Below are 23,710 nucleotides of genomic sequence, written 5' to 3'. Positions count from 1 at the left end.
CGGCGTCCTCATGGTCCTTATGGCCAGTGCCAGTGTGGCTAGTACGTTTATGGCTACTGGTGGCAAGTAAAGCAATGTACAGTATTAGCTAAACTCATATTTAAGCATTTTGCTAGTGAAAAGCTTATAAATAAATTAGCAAAAACACCTCTAACAGATGACTAATTCTGATAGGTCCTCGTTGGTTAGTCCAATGCCCAGTACCTCCCTATAGAACCTACCTATGGCATGCCTATTGAAGCATTCACCCACTTTACCAGCATCCAATGGGTTGTTAAGGCACTCATCCCTAAAACCGCCTAGAATAACCTTTAGGGTAAAGTCCCTCAAGTTAGCATCCTTAAGTAGGTTACTTAAGTCGCCGCTAAGCATCCCAATAACACTCCCCCTAGCCTCAATAAAGCCCATTAGCCTAGAGTAAGCCTTGTCAAGAGTCCTAAACCCTTCACTCCACCAAGCCTCACTCCAATACTCCGCACCATCAACCCTAGGCTGACACTGAGGCATACATGTATGTAAGTGCTCTAAATAATATAGAACAAGAGGGGCTTAGCCATGGGTGGTGGGAAGGGTCTGTACTTACTGGTGTTGGATTACTTAAGGAATAGGCCTAGTGCAACCTTTAGTGAGCTTTGCAAGCTAATTGGAATGGCTAGGGGTGCTTGTGGTAATTACCTAAGATACCTTATTGAGAGGGGTTGGATCGAGAGGATTGATGTTGGGGTTTATAGTATTACTGAGGAGGGGTTGAGGATCCTTGAAATGAATACTCCAAACTCCACATCATTAAAGAGGCCTTGAGGCAATACAGCCTAATAATGCCTGATGATGCTGGGACTATTGATGCATTCATTGTTGAGCTTGAGGCTAAGCTAAGAATAGACGTCAACACCCTAATTAACCACCTAGGCTGGCTTAACCAAAATGCCGGATTCGTTGAGCTTAGTGGTGTTGATGATGGTTTTGAGGATAGGTTTAGGGAGGCCGCCATCAAGGGCTTCAATAGGCTACACTACGTGGTTAATGGTAACCACTTCTTCAACATCTTCGACCCACCGGGCTATAACATAATCGTTAGGCTAGATGGCGATGGCTCTGGTATTGGCGTGTGGACTGGTGTCCTTGGGCCACACGAATTCTTCAACATCTACAAGCCACTCGAAGGAGACCTCATGGTTAGGTTAGCCATAGCCTACTCGGCATACTACATGCATTTATTAGACTCAATGATTAGGGTTAGGCTAGGCTCGAGGCTATTCGTTAAGTCCATAATGATTCTTAAGGCTGGTTCAAGTGGTGAGGAGATTAAGGATGTTAGATATGCGGCTACTAGGAGTGGCTACGATGTTGAAGCCCTAATCAACGACCTAATAAACGCGCCTAAGGGTGAGGATTTACCCAATATAGAGTAACGCCTCCACAGTCTCTATGTCCACATTACTGAAGTGAATACGTAATCCATTAAGTAAGGAGGGGTTTAAAATCCTCAGGTTTATTAATTAACAATGTCAATAACCCTATCGCCAACAGTTATGGAGTTGCTGAGGAGGTTAGCCGGTGATAGGGATGTTGAGGAGTTTATTGTTGACCTAATTGCCGAGAGGCTTTACCCTCCGCGGAGGGTTGAATTGTACCTTAAGCTTCATGAGGATTACCTTAGGGCTGCTGAGGAGCTTTACGCGAGGGGTGACCTGGCCCAGGCTGGCGAGAAGCTTTAGGGTGCTGTTACAGCGTTGTTAAATGCCATTGCTGAAACCCATGGCTGGGAGCACTACAGCCATAGGGACTACGACGCAATAGTTGAAAAATTATATAGGGAAACCAGGGACAAGTCCATACTCATCAACTTTAGAATGGCCGAGGGTTTACACGCAAACTTCTACCACAATTTAATGATAAAGGAGAGCTTCGATATACATAGAGAGGCCATGCTGGTGTTAATTAATAAATTGAAAGAAACACTCGAATCGAAATAGAATTCAACGATTACTCGGCACTTGTTTTTACCAATGTGTATACCATGTTGGCTTACCTCCATGATCCACCTATTTTTGGCCATCACCGCTCCTACCCTTGAGGACTAGCCCATAACCGTATGCATGATGCCTCGTGAGCGTATTCATGGTCAATTCCTAGTATGGTGCGGGGGGTGGGATTTGAACCCACGCAGGCCTACGCCAACGGATCTTAAGTCCGCCCCCTTTGACCAAGCTCGGGCACCCCCGCTTGTGTTTACTTAATTGACCTTATTTTTTAAGCGTTTCTCCACTTCCTGTGATCAACTTAGGAAAGCACCAGGCGTATTAGTATCTCGATTCTTGGTGGTGTGGCTTTCACAGTGTATTGGGTAATATTCACTTACTGCGTAGAATGAGTAGCATTAAGCCCATCATCTTAATTAAGTCACCTATCAGCGATACGTAAGCATCCTTAATCAGTATTAGAGGTAATCCCACAGTGAACAAGAATGCACCCCAGAAGAATGCATGTGCTGCAGGTCCATTTATGCTAAGGAGCCTTAAGTAAAGTGATACGCCAGCTATAGGCTCTAGGAAGTAACCTAGTACCACTAATTCAGCGCCGAGGAATTTATGCTCAGTAAGTAGTATTAAACCCACTAGGGTTATTGCTAATGCTAAGGGGACAGTGTACACCATTAATTGCCTAACCCTCAGTTCAGCTGATACGTATGATACGTACGCTGCTATACCCATTATCCATAATATCCACATTACTGAGAGAACCCATGGTAAGTATATAGCCTTAAGCCCATTTAATACTAGTTCAGCAAGTACAGCAAGTATTAGTATGGCAGCTGCTAGGCTTATTGAATTACCTAATTGGAGATATGCATCATTATTAGCCATTTCACCTACCTATATTCCACTGCCCTTTAAATACCTGCTGAGTTAAGGAGTGAATCATCATAAGGAACCCCGGTTAGGGGTTTGGTGATCGGCGCCGTATACTTGACCGGGCTATACTACCGGGGCTAACAACCACTATGTACCTGGCTTAAATAAGCTTTCCGCAATGTTAATGCTTAATAGGGTTTAGGTTCAGAGACCTCATGGCTACTATTTACCTAGTTAGGCATGGTGAATCAACACTGAATAGGGAGGGGATATTGCAGAGTAGGGACATTAATGTAGGGCCATTAACTGAGAAAGGCAGATTAGAGGCATTATGCGTAGCTAGGTTTCTTAAGAATAATACTAAGGGGATAAGTAGAATTATTGCATCCCCACTTCTTAGGGCTAGGGAAACCGCCAGTATTATTGCTGGTGAAATTAAGGTTGACTTAACAATTGATGAGAGGGTTAGGGAAGTTGAAATGGGTAAGTGGGAGATGATGAAGATTAATGATATAGGGCCTGGTTTCCTCAAATACTCAAGGAACCCGCTCAAATACCCACCACCTGGTGGTGAGGATGCTGAGTCAGTCTTAGGTAGGATGATTAATGTAATTAATGAGGCGAAGGAGAACATTGTAGTGGTTTCCCATTATCAACCTATAGCATCATTAATTACCCATGTAGTGGGTTCAAGCCAGAGCAACATTTATAGGATTAGGATCGATACTGGTTCAGTGTCGGCTATTTTTAAGGACGATGAGTGGGGTGATTGGAGGGTCTTATTCATCAATATTAAGCCATTTAATTTTCTAAACTGCAAATAAATTATTCTATTCTTAGCAATTGAAATATTGCATTATATTTATAAGGATATTATTAATTAAAGATAATGCTTTTAAATTAGTTAAAAACAGTAGATGCATGGCTATTGAGTATGTATGCCGCTGGTGCGGTTTCATACTGTATAAGGGTGATAAGCCTAAGAGTGCAGAGGATGTGGCTAGGTATTGGGGTGGTAAGTGCCCAAGGTGCTTAAGCCCCATATCGAAAATACCTCATAAGATTGAGGTATTACCCGTTAGGAAACCCATAAGTGAGTCTTTAAAACGCTAATTAACGCTATCTTCATTATGGTTAAAATAGCTCTCATAGGGTTTGGGAATGTTGGTAAATCCTTCACAAGGATACTAGTAAACAGGGTTACTGAATTAAATAAGCTAGGGCTAGAACCCTGCGTAATAGGCATACTTGCATCGAGGGGTGGTTTAATTAATGATGAATGCATAGGCAGTAGAGCACTCATTGACTTAACCAATAAGGGCGTATATAGTGCACCTAACTTCAAGACAATTGAGCTAAGGGACTTAATTAACCTTAAACCAGATGTTGCAGTAGTATCAATACCGCCAAGTTACCATACCGGTGAACCAAATTTAACAATATACAGGCTACTGATAAGTGAGGGTATATCAGTGATTACTGCGGATAAGACAGGCTTAGCCTTGGCTTACGGGGAGTTAATTAATGAAGCTAGGAATAAGAGGGTATACTTAGGCTTCACGGCTACCGTAATGGCTGGTACACCTGTAATTCAACTGCTCAAGGGATTAAGGGGTAGGATCATTAAAAATATTGAGGGCGTATTGAACGCTACGTCGAATTACGTCCTAACCCTTGTGGAGAATGGGTTAACCATGAGTGAGGCTATTAAAAGGGCTATTGAGGAGAAGATAGCTGAACCAGACCCAGCAATAGACCTAGGTGGCTTGGATGCTGCAGCTAAGGCAACCATACTGGCTAACGTTATGGGCATTAATGCGAGTTTAAGGGATGCTGATGTACAATCAATGTTAAACCTAAAGGATGATTACATTAAGGAGAGCGCCAGGAAGGGTATTAGGATTAAGCAAGTGGCTTCAGTGGATTTAACTAGGAGGTTAATAAGTGTCAAGCCCATGGAAGTCCCAGCAAGTAGCGTTATTGGCTCCATTACTGGCAACTATAATGCATTAATCATTAAACTCAATGATGGGAAGGAAATAACCGTCATAGGTCCAACAGGCCCAGCTGAGGCAACGGCTGAAGTAATGTTCAGTGATTTACTTGAATACGCAGACTCATGTTTAACTATGGGAAAGCGTATTAAGGGCTAGGCTACTAATGTAATCTAAGTGATGTGGATCTCGAGTCCTGAGTAAATGAGGAAGGCTCGCATGGCTGACTCTCAAATTAAGCATAATTAAGCTAACCCTAGCCTACCAAGGTTCGCTCTTAAGGCCAAGTAGGTATGCGCCAGCATTTGTGGCTAGGTGAATTGGGGGGGTTATGATTATTGCAGCCACTGCTACTGGAGCAGGTAAAATGCTTGGGTTAATTAAGTATAGTGCAAGTAGGGAGGCTAGGAGGAAATCAAGCTGATCCAGTAATGGGGCTGGTTCACCCCTCCTTAAGCCAAGCCTCCTCTTAATGAAGGCACCCAGCATATCACCTAGGAGCGCAGCCACTGACATTACGAAGGAATCAAGCATGGTAGGGTACTTAAGTAGTGGTGTAGTTAATGAACCAATAACGTAAACCACAAGGTAACCACCCAGGGTTCCTAGGGTAACACCCATCATGAACCCTTCATAGGTTTTACCATCCCCCAGAACCCTCTTACCATCCTTAAGAGACTTATTGAAGTCAATTGGATGAAGCCTACCCTTGAAAACCCTCTTGGCTAAAACCGGGGTTGCATTAGCCACGTAGGGTGGCCATATTATGAGTAAGGCTTGGGCAATCAATAGGCCGATGTTCATGTTAATCCATCGGCCTCTCATGGAATGCCGTTAAGTGAGCTAAGGCTGATGACCTATACTTAAACACTCTACCACAGGCTAGGCAAACCCAAAGTATTACACTACCCTTCCTGAAGCCTGCAATCATGTGTTCCTTCATATGTCTCATGGCTTGTCCCTCACCTTGAACCTTAGCTTGGCAAATATCACACGTGTAGTTCTTTCCACCAACCTTAAGGTGCTTCCTCATGTGTGTTGCAATGGATTCAATAGGTACCTTCTGCCCACACTTAGGGCACGTTACCTCAGTAGGTTGAGGTACGGTGGAGTAGTCTAGCTTCAATCCCTTTACATCACCCATGTAGTTACATATGGGGCAAACCACCACCTTTAAAGGCGCATAAGCCGCCTCAGCCATGGTTCACCATTTTCCCTTAACCTTTTTAAGCATTAAACTCCGCAGTGAACCCTAGGTGCCTTACCCTTAATCAGTATTGTTGCAACTATAGCCCATATGTCAATAATTACTATACCATATGTCTCAAGAAGGGCTGTTGAGGGCCATTTAATTAGCAATGCCGGTACTGGGGCTATTAAACCAAGCAGTAGGAGTGGAATACCGTAGTTAAGTCTTCTACTCAATACTAGGCCAATGCTCCAAACAACAACAGCTAAATCCATTTGCGTGAAGAACCATTCAGAAACGAAGGTGTGGGGGTAAGTGCCTTCATGAAAAATACCTATTAGGGCAAGGAAAATAGAGGCAATAGTGACAAAGGAGGAACCCATTACCTCAACTTTATTTTCAGAAACAAGCAGTAGGTGAAATGAGAATAAGAGCATTAAGGCTGCCGTTACAACCAAGCCATAATTATACACCCAGTAGTAATTAGCATGAGGATTACCTAAGTCGCTCAGGGCATTACCAAACATGCTGAACCAAGGATTAAGACTAATGCTAACTGCTATAACTACCCAAGCCAATACGGCAGCGGCAATACCCATGTATGTTAAAACACTATTCACAGACACCATGAGTATTCGCTTCAGCTTAACCTTAAAAATATTAATCACACAACTGACCATTTTCATAATGGTTACCAACACTGATTAAGGAAGACATTAATTTTAACTTCATAAGTCCTTTAGAATCATTAATGCCGCAACCATAAAGGAACACGTAATTAACGTAAAATACCCTAAGTTAACTCTAAGATTCTAAACGAACCCAAAGTTTAAATAACCACACTTTAGGTAAGCCAACAATAGGGGCCGTAGTCTAGCCTGGCTAGGATACTCTGGGCGAAAGCCCAGGTCCAGCGGCCTGGGGAACCATCCCCGTGGTACCAAATCGCCGGTGATCCCGGGTTCAAGTCCCGGCGGCCCCATCACCTGCAGGGTGGAACACATTTTGAATTAAACATACCTTTGCAACCGATGATTTTCTAATGTTTAACGTGCTTTCCACACGGCTTCTTCAAGTGTCCCATGGGGCTACTTTAGCGAAATATAAGGTTCATTCAACTAAGTTACCTACCGACTGCGGTGAGGTGTTAGCTTTGCTGGTTCGCTAGTAGGGTTTAGTCCAGTATAATTAGACTTGGCCTTAATAGTTCTCGATAGTTTCCCTTAATGCAGTAAATGCGTTATTAAGTCATTTAAATTCCTCTAGTGAATATTGCATCATTCTCTCAGCGCACTTAATGCTTTTCACAATAGAATCCTAAATTCTAGAATTCTAAGGGTGCAGGGAACGAATGGTATATTTAGGGTAGAAGGCTTTAATGAAGGATGAGTGGGATTTAGTTGAGTATTTAAATAAGCTACTTCATAGTTAGTTGCATGTTTGAGGTTGAGGTTAAGTTTAGGGTGAGTAACGTAGATGATGTTATAAGTAAGTTGAGGGGGTTTGCTACGTATGTGGGTAGTGATGTTGAGGAGGATCATTACTTTAATCACCCCTGCAGGGACTTTGCAGCAACTGATGAGGCTGTTAGGGTTAGGTTATATGGATCAGGTAAGGTAACGGTTACTTATAAGGGACCTAGGTTAGGTGGTGAGGGTAAGGTTAGGGTTGAGTATAATATTGATGTTGACTCGGCCAGCAATACTATAGGCGCCTTGAAGGAGCTTGGCTTTAGGGAGATTGCGGTTATTAGGAAGGAGAGAACTGAGTATACTTACGGTAGTTACACAATATACGTGGATAAGGTTAATGGGTTAGGGAACTTCATTGAGATTGAAACCTTAACTAATGACCAGGGTATAGTTAGTGAATTAGTGAAGAGTATTATGAGCTTCGCGGAGAGAGCCCTTGGGGTTAAGAAGGACTCCGTGGAACCTAAAACATACTTGGAACTCATGTTGAGTAAGATAAGCGAGGGAAAATGAATAGGAATGTTAAGGCTCTTGTAGCTTCAAGGATAATTAGAAGCTTCTCCTTTGGCTACTTATCATTCACAATCCCCCTCTACTTAAAGTCCATAGGCTTCAACCCAGCGTTAATAGGGCTTTACTTCATGATTAACTCTATTTCATCATCACTACTAGTGTTAGCTGCAGGCTTCCTAGGGGATCTCTACGGTAGGAGGGATACTCTAATAGCTATGTCATCTCTATTCACTGCTTCAATGCTAATCTATAGTATAACAACTAATAAACTGGCCATATTCATAACCTCAATACTGGGCACTACAGGAGGCGGTGGCCCTGGGGGAGGCGCTGGTGGTGGACCAGTTACGCCGCTTCAAACTTCACTACTAGCTGATAACACGAGTCCAGTTGAAAGAACTAAGGTTTACAGTATTACCACAGCATCATCAACGGCATCATCATTAACTGGAGCGGCAACATCATACTTACTTATCAGCATGGGCCTAGGTGACTTATTTCTATTCAAGCTATCTACGGTACTTAGCTTAGTGTCTCTACTAGTTTTACTAATGGTGAGGAGGGATAGGGGGAGGGTTAATGTTAATTCAATAAGTCAAATACTACCAAGGAGGTCAAGTAGTTCAGTAACTAGGATTGCGATTGCTGGGTCCTTTGGTAGCCTTGGATTAGGTATGGTAACTCCACTACTCCCGCTGTGGTTTAAACTTTATCTGCATGCCACAGAACTCGACATAAACATGATTTACCTAGCCTCATACCTGGCTTCAATGGTTTCCACCCTACTAGCGGACAGGGTGGAGAGAATCATGGGTAGGGTTAAGGCCATATCCATGCTCAGGTCCATTTCAGTAGGCTTATTCATAGTTATGGCTATAATACCCAGCCTAATCGTGGATTCAGTACTTTATGTAGTTAGGGTGGCGCTCTACATGGTTACAATACCCATGAGGCAATCCTTATCCATGGAGGTTATAGCTAGTGAGGAGAGGGCTAGGGGGTTATCCATAACAGGCTTAGCTAGGAGACTACCCTATAGCATAGGCAGTTTCACGGCAGGCGTAATGATGAATGCCTCATTGTTCACACTATCAATGATAACGGGTGGCTTAGTGTCAATGCTTGATCCACTGCTTTACTACATGTTCTTTAGGTCATTCAGGGGGGAGGATAGGTAATGGCATATTAGTTAAGCTTCCTTAAGCATTCTGGCGACGGTCTCCTCAATTCTCTCCCCCGGCTTAACCAGCATCATCAGTTCACTAATGCTACCTTCCCAAACTAATCTACCTCTATTAATCATAATGACTCTATTAGTTAACCTCTCCGCCACAGACATTATATGGGTGGATATGAGCATTGTAGTACCCTCTCTTCTCATGCTTAGTAGTAATTCAACAACGTTCTCCTGGGTTGGAATATCAAGGTAGTTTAATGGCTCATCAAGTAAAAGTACCTTAGGCCTATGGATGATGGCCATGGCTAATGCAACCCTCTGCCTATTACCCCTTGATAGTGATGATGGTCGAACGCTCATTAAGCCATTTAAACCTAGGGTTTGAGAAACCCACTCCACAGCATCCTTAATGTTGCTTAAACCCCTCACTAAACCCACGTACTCTAAATTCTCCCTAACGGTCAGGTTCATGAATGGTGCAGCGTCTTCAGGTAAGTATCCTAGGCATGCCTTAGCTTTCTTAGGTTCCTTAATAACGTCGAAACCACATACTTTAACCACCCCCGAGTCAGATTTAAGGAGCCCAGCAATAATCCTCATGGTGGTTGTCTTACCAGCCCCATTTGGTCCAAGGAGTGCCACTGAATCACCGCACTCCACGCTGAATGTTAATCCATCTAGGGCTCTTACCCCATTAAATGATTTCACCAAGCCCTCAACGCTTATGCAATTCACAGCTAGTCCTCATTAATATTGTTAAATACTTACCGCGTAGCATGAGGAATGCTTAATTTACCCCCAATCCCCTATCCCTTTAGTGATGAGCACGCTGGTATATGATGAGTGATTAGGGTCAGAGATTCTGATTAGCCATTCAGTATAGGAGAGGTGAAAAGCAATAAAAACTAAGGGCCTGGGCCAATTATGAAATGCCCACTAGGATAGCTGTAGTGGATAAGGATCTTTGCCAACCTAGGAAGTGCAGTCAAGAGTGCATTAGATTCTGCCCAGTGGTTAGGACCGGTAAGAGGGCTATTTATTTTGATGAGCAGCTTAATAGGCCAGTGATAACTGACCTATGCACTGCATGTGGCATTTGCGTAAGGAAGTGCCCCTTTGAGGCAATAACAATAATTAACCTACCCTCTGAGCTTGATGAACACTGTATCCACCAGTATGGGCCAAGTGGCTTTAAGTTGTTTAAATTACCCATGCTTAAGCAGGGTAAAGTAATAGGTATAATCGGCCAGAACGCGCTTGGTAAGACAACAATAGCCAACATACTCGCTGGTTCAATCATACCTAACCTATGCTCAAGTGATGGTAGTAGGGATGAGGTGATCAGGAGGTTTAGGGGCACTGAGCTTCAAACATACTTCACTAGGCTTTACGGTAATAGGCTTAGGGTTATTCATAAGACGCAGTACATTGAGTTAATACCCATGGTGATTAAGGGTAAGGTTAAGGAGGCCTTAATGAGGGTTAATAGTGATGAGGGAAAGGTACTTGAAGTAGCCAATAAGCTTAATTTAACTCATCTACTGGATAGGGACGTCAGTGTCCTCAGTGGTGGGGAATTACAGAGGCTGGCTATTGCAGCAGCCATCCTTAAGGGTGGTGATGTCTACATTTTCGATGAACCCACAACCCACTTAGATGTTACCGAGAGGCTTAGGGTGGCTAAGGCAATTAGTGAATTAACTTCAGGCAATAGGTACGTATTAATAATTGACCATGACTTAGCGGTGCTAGATTACTTAGCGGATCTAGTAGTGATACTCTACGGTAAGCCCGGGGCCTATGGTATTGTCTCAAGTATCAAAGGTGCTAAGGAGGGGATTAACGAGTACCTTAGAGGTTACTTAGCCAGTGAAAACATGCTTATTAGGAGGGAGGCAATAGCATTCAAGCCAACACCACCACCAAGAGAGGTTAGGAAGGAGAGGGTTTTAGTGGAGTGGAGTGATGTCACTAAGAATCTTGGTGACTTTAAGTTAATCGCGCGGTCAGGGCAATTAATGAGGGGTGAGGTTGTTGGTGTACTTGGGCCAAATGGTATTGGTAAAACTACCTTTGCTAGAATACTGGTGGGTGAGCTTCAACCGGATGAAGGCGTGGTAATACCTTATGGTGTAGTTAGGATAAGCTATAAGCCTCAGTACATAAGGGATATTGCAATTAAGTACCCTGAATTAACGGTCTCCTCAATGATAGGTAAGGTGGCTGGTGTCGACTATAGGGAGAAGCCTCATTGGCCAGACTTGGCCAATGGCTTACTTTTAACGCCGATAATGGATAAGAGCCTTAAGGAGTTAAGCGGTGGTGAGCTTCAGAGGGTTATGATAGCTGCAGCCTTACTTAAGGATGCTGAGTTATACGTACTTGATGAACCAATGGCCTATCTAGACATTGAGCAAAGGATTAGGACAGCCAGAGTTATTGCAAGGCTAGCTGAGGAGAAGGAGGCTACAGTGCTCTTCATTGAACATGACGTAACTATGCTTGATTACGTAAGCTCATCAGTAATGGTATTTGATGGTGAACCAGGGAAGTTAGGTATGGCTAATTCACCAATCGACCTAAGGAAGGGTATGAACATGTTCTTTAAGGCGCAGGACATAACGTTCAGGAGGGATGCTCACAATGGTAGGCCAAGAATTAATAAGAAGGATTCGGTAATGGATAGGATTCAAAGAGAGATTGGTGAGTATTACTACTATGTTACTGAGAAGGAGTAGTGCCTAAGTAGGATCATTGGTTTCTCTCATTTACTACCTTCCTCTATAGGCATGAGTATAATTCATTAATATTGACATTGAATTAGTGAGTTGAGAAAGAGTTGGCTAAGCTATTTAATTAAAAGATCCAGGTCTTAAGGTGAGGTTAATACTAATCATTAGCACTGAGAAAAAGTATAATATGAGCTGAATCCCAGTACCTAACTTCTTTAAACTCATCCTTAATGCTTAAGTACCTTAACAATGAACCTTCTTAGCTTCTGGTCACGTATGGGGTTATGGAGCCTTAGTGGCATCTCATCAATACTAATTGAAAATAAATAAAATAGAATAATCTTAATTAACGTAAAAGCCTTCTCTCAAAGTGCATATACTTTTAATCTAGTAGCCCGCTCATTACCATGTAGAATATTGAGCCAACCACTGGTACGTAAACTAGGAACATGAGGAGTATGAGGGCTTCTGGGCTTATTGGGATGGAACCCAGTGGTGCCAGCGATATGGTTAGTATTATGAGGAGTATTGGCAGTAATTGGGCTGAAACCACGTAAACCTCCATCATTAGTGATAGGGCCTGCGTCCTTGACCTGAACATTGACTGCTCCCTCCTTATTATTGAATCCAATTTAAGTGCAAGCACGTCAGCTATATTCCCACTTACCCCATATGATTCAGCAATTATGCTCATAACATCATTATATACCCTAGAGGGAACCCTCTCAATACTCCTCTTAATCGCGCTCACTATATCGAAGCCACTGTAAACTTCACTTACCAGTCTCCTGAATTCCCCATTAACTTCAGGTTCAATTCTGATTGTAGCTAGGTAATTGAACACATTAACCAATGGTTCCCCACTGGCCATTAACGGTATTGTAGTTAACAGTATTGTAACTATTGACTTCTCGAATTTCCTTGCCCTTGACCTAAGCCTAATCACGATATAAGCATTAATCATTCCTATTGCCGTTAATGATAATGCTGAAATCAGGATGAAGAGTAATGAAACCCTAGGCCCCAGCCTAACTAGGATGATGGCTAAGGCAAGCGATGCAATTGCCTGGACCGATAGGTAAAGCACGCTAACCTTAATTAACTCAGACGATATAGTGTAACCACTCTTAGCACTGACTTGGCGTGAATACGAGTTAAGCCAATTCCTAAGTACCGTAATGGGATTACTGACCCTCACTTAACTTCACCAGTCCTGCGTTCACTTAACTCATTGAATGCTTCCTCAGGGTTCATGTAATACTTATTTATTATTTCGAAGACGTCGCTGGGGGATGATATGTTTCTCTTAACCATGAGTGACATGAATTCCTCCCTCCTATTCAACTCAGCCTTAACCTCATCAGGCTGTAGGGCGTGGTTCTCAATAATCCTACTCACCAGTACTGACTCATTCACGTTAACTATACTATCATCGCTCCTCCTCCATTCGAAAACCCTGTTAAGCACAGGCCTATCCTCCTGAACATCAATAACCTCCTCAACCCTAGTAACCCTCCTGGTTATTTCATCACCCTTAGCCACAATGCTTATCTGCACAATAACGCCCAGTGATGTTAATAGGGTTGCAGGTATCTCCATGGGTTTAGACAACAGTCTCCTAATGGCCATTTCAGCTGAGTAGGCGTGGAGTGTTGATAATCCAGTGTGCCCACTTGCCAATGCCTGAAAGAAGACGTATGATTCCTCACCCCTTAATTCACCAACAACAATGTAATCAGGCCTAAGCCTCATGGATACCTTAACCAATTCATACAGATCCACGTTAGCGACTCCGGGAGTCTCCGAGGTCCTAGCCACCAGGGGTACCCAGTGGTCGTGAAGCAGGTATAATTCCCTAGCATCCTCAATTGTAATTATCCTGAACCCATTCCTAACTAGGAAGAGTAATGCGTTAAGTAGTGTTGTCTTCCCTGCACCAGTGGGGCCTATTATGAGTATGCTGACTCCATGGTCAAGCATGAACCATAGGTAAGCAGCCAGCTTACTGCTTAAGGTGCCTAACTTAATCATCTCCACTACGGTTAATGGCACTTCCCTAAACTTCCTAATAGTAATCACTGGGCCTATTGAGACAATATCCCTAAGCAGCATCTCAACCCTGAAGTTCTCCGGCATTAGAAGCCCCTCAAGTATTGGTGATGCTGAACTGGGGTTCCTCCTTATCCTCTGGGAGAGGAGGGTCACTAACCTACTTAGCTCATCATCACTGATGCTTATGTTGGTTTTAATGTGGCCATACCTATTATGCCACACGTAAATACTCCTACCTGGGCCATTAATGTGAACATCCTCAACCCTGGGATCATTAACAAGAGGCTCAATGGGACCGAAGCCAACCGTGTTCTTCAATAGGTAATACATTATTCTTTTAGCCCCCTCAGGATTAATACTGGGTGCGTAACGCCTAATTAATGACTCAGCAATACCTTTAACGTACTCCTTAACACTACTGTAATCGTATATTGATGGTACATTCCTAGCACTCATTAACCTTCCCAACTCTTCCCTAATCTTCAGGAGTAGGTTCTCCTCCTCCTTACTTAACTTAGGTTCCTCAACCCAGTAAATGTATTGGCCATCTCTACTCATTAGTATCGATACCTGCACCAATCCATCTAATACAGCGTAATCATTAGCGTGCATTAGGTTCACTAATATTACAGTATTTTAATCCCTTGCTTTAAACCTGACTGTAAGTTATGTTTAAAAGCACTAAGGATTAAATGAACCATATGGGTAAGTTAAATATAATTATTAGGTATACCGCTGCATTGGTGGTATTAATCATTATTGTACTCAGCTACTTAATGGTACCTAAGCTGGTGGTTACTTTAAACTTCATGAGTATTTCCCTTAATGCCCCATTACCCAGTAATTACGTTTACGTGTCAGTGTACGTGGTCTCAGCGGCCTTAGTAATATTAATAGCATCAATACCTGAATACGGCAGGTGGAGGATTAATAATTACGTTACAGGTGAGTTACCCACCTTCATTAGGATGATTAGGGATGGGTTAAGCACAGGCTTAACTATAACTGAAACCGTTAACTTAACCTTTAGGCAGGGTGGTGTATTGGCTAGGGAGCTTGGTGGTAGAATTGGGTCAAGTGTAATAGGGCCTAGTGAATTAGGTACCGCCTTAATGGGTCTTGCCCGTGAACTTAACAATAGGTACCTTGAATTAGCCTCAATAGTTCTTGAATCAGCCCTGAGGAGTGGTACTAAGGCTGCTGAGGTTCTTGACTTAGCCTATAGGGAGATTGATAATGTTGTCGTTAATGAGCTTGATAAGGTTAATTCCCTTAAACCATACATTACGTTAGCCTACACGATAATAATAGTGTACGTGTTCCTGGGTTCAGTGATACTAGCCATATTAATACCTAGGTTAATTTCAACAACCTCAACAATAGTGAGTTCACTACCCACCGGCCTACTATCATTCGGTAACCTAAGTGTTAACGTCATTAACTCTCTATTCGTCTACAGCATTATGATTCAATCAATCTTCACAGGCATGATAATAGGTAAGGTTGTTTACAGGAATCTTAGCGTTGGGTTAATGCACTCATCAATAATGACCATAATGGCTGTGGCGCTTAACTACGTGCTTAACCTATACATGCCTCAAATAATGCACGTATAGCTGATTAACCATTCAGTGTAATACGGCTAATGCTTAATTAAGGGCCCAGTGACGTGCACCTAATGGACTTGAGTAGTTACCTTGATGAATTAAAGGGATCTGGTTCGCTTAAGGTGGTTAACTCACCCATAGCTGTGGAGTTCGATATACCGCTAATAGCCCATAGGTTCAGCGGCCTTGGACCAGCCTTACTCTTCAATAACATTAAGGGTCACCCAGGCTTTAGGGCTGTGGCCAACATAGTGGATACTAGGGTTAAGTTAATGATGGCCTTAGGGGCCAGTAGCGTTGAGGAGGCTTACAGTAGGCTTCTTAACGCTGAGGCTAATCCCCTTGAACCAAGGGAGGTTAGCGACTTCCCCCTAATTAGGCTTAGTGAAGTTGATTTAAATAAACTCCCAATACCAAGGTTCTTTGAGAGGGAGCCTGGGCCATGCTTAACCAGTGGTGTGGTTCTTGGCTTAGGCGACTACATTAATGCATCCTTTCATAGGCTTACCGTTATTGATAGGGATAAGTTCGTGATTAGGCTTGTGCCCAGGCACCTCTACAGGATCTTCAATGATAATAAGGCTAAGGGGCGTGATACACCAATAGCCATAGTCTGGGGTATTCACCCAGCCTTCCTTATAGCCTCAGCCTCCTCACCACCGTATGGTGTCAGCGAATTAGGTGTCGCCAATAGGCTCATGAACGGTGAATTAAGGGTCTTTAGGTTGAGTAACGGTATCCCAGTTCCAGTTGATGCGGAAGTAGTTATGGAGGGTTTCATTCTTAAGGATGCTGAGCATGATGAGGGTCCATGCGTTGACGTAATGGGTACATACGATGTAGTTAGGAAGCAACCCATTGTTAAAGTGACCTCAATCTACGTTAAGCCTAATCCAATAGTCCACGTGCTTGTTGCTGGTGATGCGGAGAACTCGGTTTTAATGGGTTTTGAGAAGGAGGCTAGGATCTGGAATGCGGTTAGGGCTGTGGCTGATGTTAAGGCCGTTAGGTTAACGAGGGGTGGTGGGGGTTGGCTCCACGCCATTGTGGCTATTAGGAAGACTGTTGAGGGTGAGGGTAAGAACGCAATACTTGCTGCCTTCGCCGCTCACCCAAGCTTAAAGCACGTTGTTGTTGTTGATGATGATGTTAACGTTGATGACTTGAATGAGGTTGAGTGGGCTATTGCAACAAGGTTTAGGGCTGATGAGGATTTAGTAATCATTAAGGGTGTCAGGGGTTCAAGCCTGGATCCAGCAGCCATTGACCAATCAATAGGCTTAACAACTAAAATGGGTATTGACGCCACTAGGCCATTAAGTAAGGATGCTTGGAGATTCGAGAGAGCCAAGATACCGGAGAGGATTAATGTCAATGAGATTAAACTCGAGTAATAGGGATTTAATTGCTTAAAAGAGTTTTTAAAGTGTACCCTTATTAAGGGTTAGGATAGAGTAAATGTGGGTAGGATTTTTAGTATCCGACATTTGTCTAATATGCGTTTTATTTTTGGCCAACATAAAATGAAATAGGCGATTTAAGCTTTAACATCTAGTCCTAGCTAGGGGTTACAATGGCTATTACCAAGCTTACTGATGTAGAGGAGGCGTTAAGTAGCATTAAAGATAATTCTGTAGTAGCTATTTCAGGCTTCAACGCAGCCACAATGCCTGAGTACCTCATAATAAAGCTCTTCGACTTATATAGGAGAACTGGGCATCCCAGTGGCCTATTCATAGTATCCGACACGTTACCTGCAGCTAATAATCATGGTCTTGACCTAGTGGCTAAGTCAATGTACGATGAGGGTGACTTCAACTTCATTAGAGGTTTCATGCTTCCATTCCTAGGTCAATCACCATGGCTTCAACGCCTAGCCCTTGAGAATAGGGTTGAGGCCTATACTTGGCCAATAGGCGTATCGGCGCATTGGTTTAGGAGTAAGGCGCTTGGCTTACCGGTTATAACTAAGGTTGGTTTAGGAACATTCCTGGATCCAAGGCAGGATGGTATATATTTGAATGACTTAGCCAGGGAGCATAAGGTATGTAAGGTTGAGTTAATTGAGATTAAGGGTGAGGAGTACCTAATGTATGATTGCCCAAAGCCTAATGCAGCCTTAATAAGGGGTTCAACAGCTGATGAATTAGGTAACTTAAGCATGGAGGATGAGGCAATATACGGTACTGTATTAGCCATAACCCAGGCCACGAAGGCCATGCCTAATCCAGGTGTAGTCATAGCGCAGGTAATGTATGTGTCTAAGGCTGGTTCAATAAGGCCTAAGAGCGTTCACGTTCCAGGACCATTAATAGACTATGTGGTTGAGGCACCCATGGAGTATCACATTCAATCGGCTTCAATTAAGTACGACCCAAGGGTGTGTGGGCGTGTTACCCCAAGCAACATTTGTCTTCAGCAGGATGGTAAACTGGACTTAGAGAAGGTCATAGCCAGGAGGGTTACTGTTGAATTAGTTAACCTACTTGGTAAGGTTGGTAGGCCGCTCATAGTTAACCTTGGCATTGGAATACCATCAACGGTAGCCAGAGTGATTAGTGAGGAGGGGCTAGGGGACTTAATATTCACAACTGTTGAATCAGGCCCATGGGGTGGAATAGCCTTAAACGGCGACGACTTCGGGGTAGCCATAGCCCCATTCGCTGTAATACCAATGCCGGATCAATTCACGATCTATGAGGGTGGGGCAATTAACGCCGCATCACTCGGCTTCATGCAGGTTGGGCCAAGGGGTGACGTTAACCCAAGCTTCCTACCTGAGAGGCTACCAGGGCCAGGGGGTTTCCCATCAATAGTCCATGGAGCACCCAGGATATACTTCGCAGGGGCCTTCACGGCTGGTAAGAGGGACATTAGGGTTGAGAACGGTAGGTTAACCATTGGTAAGGATGGGGATATTGTTAAGTTCGTTAGGAAGCCCTACAAAATAGCCTTCAACGCTGAATTAGCCCTAAAGGCTGGGAAGGAGGTCATGTACATAACGGAAAGGGCCATATTCAGGTTAACGCCAGAGGGCCTACTGCTTGAGGAGTATGCGCCAGGGGTGGACATTGAGAGGGATATATTAAGCAAGATGGAGTTCAAGCCCCAGATATCCAGGGATATTAGGCAAATGGAGCCTGAATTATTCAGGGAAGGGAAGATAGGGCTTAGGGAAGTGGCCCTAAAGATGCTTAAACAGTAATTCACTTACCTATACACAAGTAATCCCAGTAGGCTACACCATAGGACGGAATAGCCATAGATGAAATGACTATAGTGTTAGACCCCTTTCCCTTGTTACCACCCCCACCAGTAGTGGTGCTAGTACTTATAATTGTACTATTAATAAATAAGCCTACTCCAAAGTATTTGTAATTACCACTAACCATGCCCTTTAGGTTAACTGTAAAGTAGAGTGGTGTATTGCTAAATATTGTTCCATTGCTGATATTAACCACCTTATTAACATTAATTTTAAGGGTCCTCTTGAGAAGAATATCGATATCACTTATCGAATTACTTCCTGAGACCGTGGAAGATGGATTAACATTAGATGACCTATAAATAACAACTAATTCATTATTGTCTGTAACAATGAAAATGAAAAATACGGTTCCATTTACTGAGAATTGCGATGGGTAGAGTATCGCTGAGACCATTGGGTAATGGTCTACGCCTATCTGTAGTTTAGATAAATCATAGTAGAGAATGAGAATACCTGAGGAGTTTAATGTCGTTGCATACATGTATATTGGGTTCATTAACTCATTAACTGTACCGTGGTAAACCATGTAGTTCCAGTAGAGGCCTGAACCATCGTATGCGCTTTGCCATGAGTTTAATGTCCCATTACCGAGGTAACTAAAGGTTACGTTACCAGGTAGGCATGAAGATGGTAAAGGTATATTCACTGTGGTTACTAGTTCGCTCACCGTAACTAAATTATTGACAGTATACCTAATTATCGCTATGGGTGAGTTAATGAGTGAAGTGAGATTAGTAAGCAATAGGGATGATTCAGGTGGTATCATGGCACTGCCTAGCTTAACCACATAACCATTAAGGGCGGTGGCTGTTGCATTAATGTAAACCCAGCCTGTTGAATTATTCACCACGTATAAGCCCACCGCAGTACCATTAAGCTGCGGTTTTGTTTCAACTTGTACATATGGCATATAATTGTACGTTAATTCAACGCTTGAGCCTAGGGGGGTTGGTATGGTCAAGGTTAATTCAGCAACATTACTTAGGTTACTTAATGGGATTGGGCACTTAACATTTATGCTGAGACCGCTGGTTGAGTAATATAGTACCGTACCCTGGGCATAATACTCTGTACCGTTACTAAGCTTAACTAAGCAAAAGGCATAGTTGGGTAAGGGGTTACCGGTGCTATACACGCTTAAGTCACCTTTAAGGGAAGCATTAACATACGTGTAGTAGCCCTTAGCAGTAGGTGGTGCTTGGGGAATAATAGTTATTTTAGAAGCTGAAGCCTCAGCGGCGTAAGTTACTTCCTTACTTATGAATCCCCTGATTGAGTTAACTAAATACAGTATTGAGACTAAGAAGACCGCTGCCGCTATTATGAATATTGCGAATACGTAAATCTCACCGAGCCCAAGCCTACTCAACAAGGGCACCACCTGTATACCCGTCATTTGAGTAGAATTTAATAATGAAGGGTGGTTTAATTGAATTAACTGTTATAGTTACTATGGTAAACCTATTGAACTTAATAGGGTTACTGTAGGTTATAACCATTATTACGTTACCTGTCGTTGCATTAATTACCGCAGCATCGTTAATAATGCATGTTGCAGTACCGTAATTGTATAGGGCAAGGGCAACCTTATAAGTGTTCACTGTACCATTCACTGCATAACCAATAACAGTGAACTCACAATGGTAGCCTAATGGACCGCTGTAGAGACTCTGTAGTGAACCATTAATGTAGTTTATGAATAATGCCAGTAATGCCACACTAAGCATCACTGAAATAACCAGTATTAGAACCGCTCCAGTGATTTCACTTGAACCATGCCTTAAAAAACTCATCATGGCTACTTTTAATTTTAGCACTAGGGCTTATTAAGAATTTACGTTGAGAACTGGTAAGTTATCTGAGTACCCCTTGCCGTAACAAGTTTTAATACATAGAGTGAATTTGGATTTAGGCTGCAGCCAGAGGGTATTGAGAAGTATAATGCAGCAGAATTACCATAGGTTAAAGTTACCCCACTAGCTGGTGCTGTAGTATATGCTGCTGAAGGGGGTGATGAGTAGCCTGTTAAGGTTAATGTACATATTATATTTAATGTTGTACTATTTAGTATATACGCTTGGTCTATGGTTATGGGTATTTGCCCAACATTCTGAACATACACAATTAGTTGACTACCTGATGGATTATAGTTAACTCCAATTATTTGCGCCTCTTCAGGAGCTGATACTTGTGATACTCTTGTTGTTGTCGTTGATAGGTATCCTGAGAACCAGAAGTAAAGTAGTATTGCGGCTACGACAGTTATCACTATTAGTAGTATTGCGGCCACTATGGGTTCAATACCCCTCCTTGCCCTTCTATTCAAATTACCCATGTATTACCTGTCAAATATGTATTTTTAAGCTTTACGCGTTAATCTATGGCAAATCATTAATGTAAATAGCATAAGGTGTTCATGCTACTCATTTCTATATATTATCGCTCTATCTACATGATTACCTATTTACTTAAACTTTAAATTCATGGTAGGTACTGATTCTACGCGTTAGCTTTTAATGCCACCAATGAGCATCACTAATCATGGGTAAGGGTAGGCAATTACTGTTAGGTGGCATTAAGGCTTTGGGGCTTACCAATGCTGGCTTAAGCAGTAGGAGGATTCTTGAATTAGCCTTAATCTACGCTTACAATAATAGGATAGATAAGCGTTCCCTATACTCAATACTCAGGATGATTGACTTAAACATGGCTACTGCAGTGAGTAGGCTTAGACCCATTAATGATGAGGTGGTTGAGGTTAATGAAGTTGAGACTGTTGAGGTTAATGATGAGGTTGTGGGTAATGTTGAGAGTAGGGTTGAGGACAGGTACCTTGGGCAGAGGGTTATGGAGAGGCTGATGCCTAATGAGCAGTGAGTCACCTGTAATTAAGCTAATTGCCACCAAGTACTCTAGGTTCCTTGGGGGTATTGATGCTTCAAGGGCGCTTAGGGATAATGAGGAAGCTAGGGTTAAGTGGCTTAACGACTACTTGGGTATTAATGTTGAGCCACAGGGTTATGATGCCTATGGTGAGGTTAGGAGGATTAGGGTTATGTATGAGTGGCTACGTATTGAGGAGGTTAACGCCCAGAGGGCTGTGGCTGAGGCTAGGAGAATGGGGGTACCGTTGAGTAACGTGGAGGGTAGGCTTAGGAGGATTAGGCGTAGGAGGGAATTCCTTAGGAGACTTTTAAGGGAGGTTAAGGGCGCTGGTGTTTAAGACCCTTTACTTAATTCAATAGTTGAGCACTCATACGGTATTATCACGTTTACTCCTTCACTTAAGCCACTTACGATTGGGTTAACCGTATAGAAGTGAGTGAGTATTAATTGCCTAACCTCAGCCTCCTTAGCGATGTTAACGGCATCCTTAACGGTACTATGACCATGCCTATGAGCCTCTTCCTCAAAGCCCGGATTCCCACTTGCCTCATGAATCAGTGCACCACAGCCCTTAGCCAACTCAACCAGTGACCCTGATGGTGCAGTATCACCGCTGTAGGTTAGGCATGATTCATCTGAGTCGATTAATTTAACCGCCATAGCATCCACTGTGTGGTTAACCTTAACTGCGTAAATCCTAATACCCTTAAGCTCCATTATGAGGGATGGCTCATTAGGTATATCAATGGGTATTGGGTTAAGTGCATTAGCGTACTGCTGAATGTGGGTTACCTTAATTAGGCTTACTAAATCATCCATAACATACCTTGGGGCTATTACACTCAGCCTAATACCCCTTGAACCAGCCATTAGTACGTATGAGGGTAAGCCGAGGATGTGATCACCATGTCCATGAGTTATTACGACTGCATCTATTGAGTCAACGTCAAGGCCAGTGCACCTCCTCAACTGCCTATATGAACCCTCCCCAGCATCAAGAAGCAGCCTAGCCCCCTTGGCCTCAACCAGTATCGAGGGGTGGTTTAGCCAGGGCATTGAAACCCAACCGCCAACGCCTAGGAAGCTAACCCTCATTAATGCCTTAATGCCCTCAAATTAATTAACCTTACGGTCCTTTTCATTATCGAATGCTTTAAAACACGGCTTATGCGTAAGCCCTATGGTTGTTAGGGATTTTAACTCTGCATTAATCAGTATGTTGAGGAATCTTGAGGAGGTTGAGGATGAGTTGGCTGAATTATATAGTGAATTAAGCGAATTAGCTGCTGATGAATTAAGTAAAATTAGCCTGCAGTTAATAAGTAGGGACTCAGCTAAGCATAGGGATATATTGAAGGGTATTGAAGAGACGCTACTCAATGACCTTAAGGGTTCACTTAGCGTTGAGGGTGTTGCAGCCATGAATAGGGAGTTGGAGAGTAAGCTTGGTAAGATAAGGGAGTATGCGGCAACGGTTAGGGGTGGTGTGACTAAGGATTTGGCTAATAGGTTAATGGAGCTTGAGGATTATGAGACAATAGCCTTAAGCATGTATGAGTACATGTTGAGTAGCTATGAGTCAGCATCATCAAGGGTATTGACTAGCGGAGAGAGGTCTAGAATGGAGGTTATTAAATCAATAATAAGGAGCATTATTGATGATGAAAAGTTTCATAAGGAGCTCATAGGCAGATTAAGTAACTTAACCCATTGATTCATAAATCCTCCTCTTCTCAATATACACATCAACACTATACATGGGTTTAGCCGGGGCACCGGCAACAACAGTCCCTGGCTTAACATCCCTGGTGACTATTGATCCAGCGGCAACCACAGCTCCTTCCCCAACCTCAATGCCGGCTATTAATGTGGCGTTAGCACCAATAACAGCCCCCCTCCTAATAACCACACCCTGGAGTCTCTTACTGGGTGGGTACTTATCATTGGTTATCACTGCGTTCGGCC

The 23,710-nt window shown here is 43.0% G+C and carries 27 protein-coding genes, 2 tRNA genes and 1 pseudogene; 16 read left to right on the top strand and 14 right to left on the bottom strand.

The genetic code is table 11. The annotated features are described in order from the left end of the window. Nucleotides 1-150 precede the first annotated feature (150 nt). Nucleotides 151-507 (bottom strand): hypothetical protein, encoded by a 357-nt coding sequence (locus Q0C29_RS00480; RefSeq protein ID WP_291998699.1) that lies wholly within the window; start codon nt 505-507, stop codon nt 151-153. Nucleotides 508-555: 48 nt separating this feature from the next. Between Q0C29_RS00480 and Q0C29_RS00475 the strand changes: the two genes are divergently transcribed. From Q0C29_RS00475 to Q0C29_RS00465, 3 genes and pseudogenes are all read left to right on the top strand, one after another. Beyond that, the gene (locus tag Q0C29_RS00475; RefSeq protein WP_291998698.1) at nt 556-801 is read left to right on the top strand and encodes a MarR family transcriptional regulator; all 246 of its coding nucleotides are present in this window, start codon (nt 556-558) and stop codon (nt 799-801) included. After that, nucleotides 798-1,412: a hypothetical protein gene (locus Q0C29_RS00470; RefSeq protein WP_291998697.1), complete on the top strand. Its 615-nt coding sequence runs from the start codon at nt 798-800 to the stop codon at nt 1,410-1,412. Before Q0C29_RS00475 ends, Q0C29_RS00470 begins: the two co-directional genes overlap by 4 nt. 93 nt (nt 1,413-1,505) lie before the next feature. Further along, nucleotides 1,506-1,976 (top strand): annotated as a pseudogene (locus Q0C29_RS00465) (PaREP1 family protein). A 162-nt stretch (nt 1,977-2,138) separates the two neighbouring features. Here the strand turns inward: Q0C29_RS00465 and Q0C29_RS00460 are convergent. Then, nucleotides 2,139-2,226 (bottom strand) — tRNA-Leu (locus tag Q0C29_RS00460). 128 nt (nt 2,227-2,354) lie between these two features. Further along, on the bottom strand, nt 2,355-2,867 hold the full coding sequence (locus Q0C29_RS00455) for a hypothetical protein (RefSeq protein ID WP_291998696.1): 513 nt from the start codon (nt 2,865-2,867) through the stop codon (nt 2,355-2,357). Nucleotides 2,868-3,070: 203 nt separating this feature from the next. On the opposite strand from Q0C29_RS00455, the gene Q0C29_RS00450 reads away from it, so the two are divergent. The 3 genes from Q0C29_RS00450 (at nt 3,071) to Q0C29_RS00440 (ending at nt 5,008) form a co-directional block, all read left to right on the top strand. Further along, nucleotides 3,071-3,679 (top strand): histidine phosphatase family protein, encoded by a 609-nt coding sequence (locus Q0C29_RS00450; protein ID WP_291998695.1) that lies wholly within the window; start codon nt 3,071-3,073, stop codon nt 3,677-3,679. A gap of 97 nt (nt 3,680-3,776) precedes the next feature. Further along, on the top strand, nt 3,777-3,968 hold the full coding sequence (locus Q0C29_RS00445; protein ID WP_291998694.1) for a hypothetical protein: 192 nt from the start codon (nt 3,777-3,779) through the stop codon (nt 3,966-3,968). A gap of 17 nt (nt 3,969-3,985) precedes the next feature. Next, nucleotides 3,986-5,008: a hypothetical protein gene (locus Q0C29_RS00440; RefSeq protein WP_291998693.1), complete on the top strand. Its 1,023-nt coding sequence runs from the start codon at nt 3,986-3,988 to the stop codon at nt 5,006-5,008. 102 nt (nt 5,009-5,110) lie between these two features. Here the strand turns inward: Q0C29_RS00440 and Q0C29_RS00435 are convergent, their stop codons facing one another. Genes Q0C29_RS00435 through Q0C29_RS00425 form a run of 3 tightly spaced genes read right to left on the bottom strand, consistent with a single transcriptional unit; the run spans nt 5,111 to nt 6,667 of the window. Beyond that, the gene (locus Q0C29_RS00435; protein WP_291998692.1) at nt 5,111-5,653 is read right to left on the bottom strand and encodes a CDP-2,3-bis-(O-geranylgeranyl)-sn-glycerol synthase; all 543 of its coding nucleotides are present in this window, start codon (nt 5,651-5,653) and stop codon (nt 5,111-5,113) included. 1 nt (nt 5,654) lies between these two features. Then, nucleotides 5,655-6,050, bottom strand: a complete 396-nt coding sequence (locus Q0C29_RS00430) for a hypothetical protein (protein WP_291998691.1) — start codon at nt 6,048-6,050, stop codon at nt 5,655-5,657. A 32-nt stretch (nt 6,051-6,082) separates the two neighbouring features. Next, nucleotides 6,083-6,667 (bottom strand): DUF998 domain-containing protein, encoded by a 585-nt coding sequence (locus Q0C29_RS00425; RefSeq protein ID WP_291998690.1) that lies wholly within the window; start codon nt 6,665-6,667, stop codon nt 6,083-6,085. 233 nt (nt 6,668-6,900) lie between these two features. Between Q0C29_RS00425 and Q0C29_RS00420 the strand changes: the two genes are divergently transcribed. From Q0C29_RS00420 to Q0C29_RS00410, 3 genes are all read left to right on the top strand, one after another. Beyond that, a tRNA-Pro gene (locus Q0C29_RS00420) sits at nt 6,901-7,020 on the top strand. 454 nt (nt 7,021-7,474) lie between these two features. Beyond that, the gene (cyaB, locus tag Q0C29_RS00415; RefSeq protein WP_291998689.1) at nt 7,475-8,023 is read left to right on the top strand and encodes a class IV adenylate cyclase; all 549 of its coding nucleotides are present in this window, start codon (nt 7,475-7,477) and stop codon (nt 8,021-8,023) included. Beyond that, complete coding sequence (locus tag Q0C29_RS00410) at nt 8,020-9,201, top strand: MFS transporter (RefSeq protein ID WP_291998688.1); 1,182 nt, start codon at nt 8,020-8,022, stop codon at nt 9,199-9,201. Before cyaB ends, Q0C29_RS00410 begins: the two co-directional genes overlap by 4 nt. 11 nt (nt 9,202-9,212) lie before the next feature. Here Q0C29_RS00410 and Q0C29_RS00405 read toward each other — a convergent pair whose 3' ends face one another. Then, on the bottom strand, nt 9,213-9,935 hold the full coding sequence (locus tag Q0C29_RS00405; protein ID WP_291998687.1) for an ABC transporter ATP-binding protein: 723 nt from the start codon (nt 9,933-9,935) through the stop codon (nt 9,213-9,215). Nucleotides 9,936-10,129: 194 nt separating this feature from the next. Here Q0C29_RS00405 and Q0C29_RS00400 point away from each other — a divergent pair, with 194 nt between their 5' ends. Continuing rightward, complete coding sequence (locus Q0C29_RS00400) at nt 10,130-11,938, top strand: ribosome biogenesis/translation initiation ATPase RLI (RefSeq protein WP_291998686.1); 1,809 nt, start codon at nt 10,130-10,132, stop codon at nt 11,936-11,938. Nucleotides 11,939-12,314: 376 nt separating this feature from the next. Here Q0C29_RS00400 and Q0C29_RS00395 read toward each other — a convergent pair whose 3' ends face one another. Next, nucleotides 12,315-13,130 carry a type II secretion system F family protein gene (locus Q0C29_RS00395; protein ID WP_291998685.1) on the bottom strand — a complete coding sequence of 272 codons (816 nt, stop codon included), beginning with the start codon at nt 13,128-13,130 and terminating at the stop codon, nt 12,315-12,317. After that, complete coding sequence (locus Q0C29_RS00390; RefSeq protein WP_291998684.1) at nt 13,127-14,596, bottom strand: type II/IV secretion system ATPase subunit; 1,470 nt, start codon at nt 14,594-14,596, stop codon at nt 13,127-13,129. The genes Q0C29_RS00395 and Q0C29_RS00390 overlap by 4 nt, the downstream gene beginning before the upstream one ends. A gap of 89 nt (nt 14,597-14,685) precedes the next feature. On the opposite strand from Q0C29_RS00390, the gene Q0C29_RS00385 reads away from it, so the two are divergent. The 3 genes from Q0C29_RS00385 to Q0C29_RS00375 all read left to right on the top strand — a co-directional run bounded on the left by Q0C29_RS00385 (nt 14,686) and on the right by Q0C29_RS00375 (nt 18,796). Continuing rightward, nucleotides 14,686-15,600: a hypothetical protein gene (locus Q0C29_RS00385; protein ID WP_291998683.1), complete on the top strand. Its 915-nt coding sequence runs from the start codon at nt 14,686-14,688 to the stop codon at nt 15,598-15,600. A gap of 62 nt (nt 15,601-15,662) precedes the next feature. Next, nucleotides 15,663-16,985 carry a UbiD family decarboxylase gene (locus Q0C29_RS00380; RefSeq protein ID WP_291998682.1) on the top strand — a complete coding sequence of 441 codons (1,323 nt, stop codon included), beginning with the start codon at nt 15,663-15,665 and terminating at the stop codon, nt 16,983-16,985. 179 nt (nt 16,986-17,164) lie between these two features. Next, entirely contained in the window at nt 17,165-18,796 is a 1,632-nt protein-coding gene (locus Q0C29_RS00375) for an acyl CoA:acetate/3-ketoacid CoA transferase (protein WP_291998681.1), read from the top strand. Nucleotide 18,797: 1 nt separating this feature from the next. On the opposite strand, the gene Q0C29_RS00370 is transcribed toward Q0C29_RS00375, so the two are convergent. Genes Q0C29_RS00370 through Q0C29_RS00360 form a run of 3 tightly spaced genes read right to left on the bottom strand, consistent with a single transcriptional unit; the run spans nt 18,798 to nt 21,194 of the window. Continuing rightward, nucleotides 18,798-20,231 carry a hypothetical protein gene (locus Q0C29_RS00370; protein ID WP_291998680.1) on the bottom strand — a complete coding sequence of 478 codons (1,434 nt, stop codon included), beginning with the start codon at nt 20,229-20,231 and terminating at the stop codon, nt 18,798-18,800. Continuing rightward, the gene (locus Q0C29_RS00365; protein WP_291998679.1) at nt 20,221-20,655 is read right to left on the bottom strand and encodes a hypothetical protein; all 435 of its coding nucleotides are present in this window, start codon (nt 20,653-20,655) and stop codon (nt 20,221-20,223) included. Before Q0C29_RS00365 ends, Q0C29_RS00370 begins: the two co-directional genes overlap by 11 nt. Before the next feature lie 38 nt (nt 20,656-20,693). Then, entirely contained in the window at nt 20,694-21,194 is a 501-nt protein-coding gene (locus tag Q0C29_RS00360) for an archaellin/type IV pilin N-terminal domain-containing protein (protein WP_291998678.1), read from the bottom strand. Between the two features lie 206 nt (nt 21,195-21,400). On the opposite strand from Q0C29_RS00360, the gene Q0C29_RS00355 reads away from it, so the two are divergent. Both Q0C29_RS00355 and Q0C29_RS00350 read left to right on the top strand, forming a co-directional pair. After that, nucleotides 21,401-21,736 (top strand): hypothetical protein, encoded by a 336-nt coding sequence (locus Q0C29_RS00355; protein ID WP_291998677.1) that lies wholly within the window; start codon nt 21,401-21,403, stop codon nt 21,734-21,736. After that, nucleotides 21,726-22,082, top strand: coding sequence for a hypothetical protein (locus tag Q0C29_RS00350; protein WP_291998676.1), 357 nt, complete (start codon nt 21,726-21,728; stop codon nt 22,080-22,082). Before Q0C29_RS00355 ends, Q0C29_RS00350 begins: the two co-directional genes overlap by 11 nt. On the opposite strand, the gene Q0C29_RS00345 is transcribed toward Q0C29_RS00350, so the two are convergent. After that, entirely contained in the window at nt 22,079-22,840 is a 762-nt protein-coding gene (locus Q0C29_RS00345; protein WP_291998675.1) for an MBL fold metallo-hydrolase, read from the bottom strand. The two genes, Q0C29_RS00350 and Q0C29_RS00345, sit on opposite strands and share 4 nt — an antisense overlap. An 85-nt stretch (nt 22,841-22,925) precedes the next feature. Between Q0C29_RS00345 and Q0C29_RS00340 the strand changes: the two genes are divergently transcribed. Further along, on the top strand, nt 22,926-23,459 hold the full coding sequence (locus Q0C29_RS00340) for a hypothetical protein (RefSeq protein WP_291998674.1): 534 nt from the start codon (nt 22,926-22,928) through the stop codon (nt 23,457-23,459). Here Q0C29_RS00340 and Q0C29_RS00335 read toward each other — a convergent pair. Further along, nucleotides 23,448-23,710: DapH/DapD/GlmU-related protein (locus tag Q0C29_RS00335; RefSeq protein WP_291998673.1), on the bottom strand; the 263-nt coding region annotated here is incomplete at its 5' end. The two genes, Q0C29_RS00340 and Q0C29_RS00335, sit on opposite strands and share 12 nt — an antisense overlap.

Origin of the sequence: Caldivirga sp., assembly GCF_023256255.1 — an archaeon.
Taxonomy (GTDB): domain Archaea; phylum Thermoproteota; class Thermoprotei; order Thermoproteales; family Thermocladiaceae; genus Caldivirga.
Note: the sequence above shows the minus strand (reverse complement) of the source record. Positions and strands in the feature narration are given on the sequence as shown.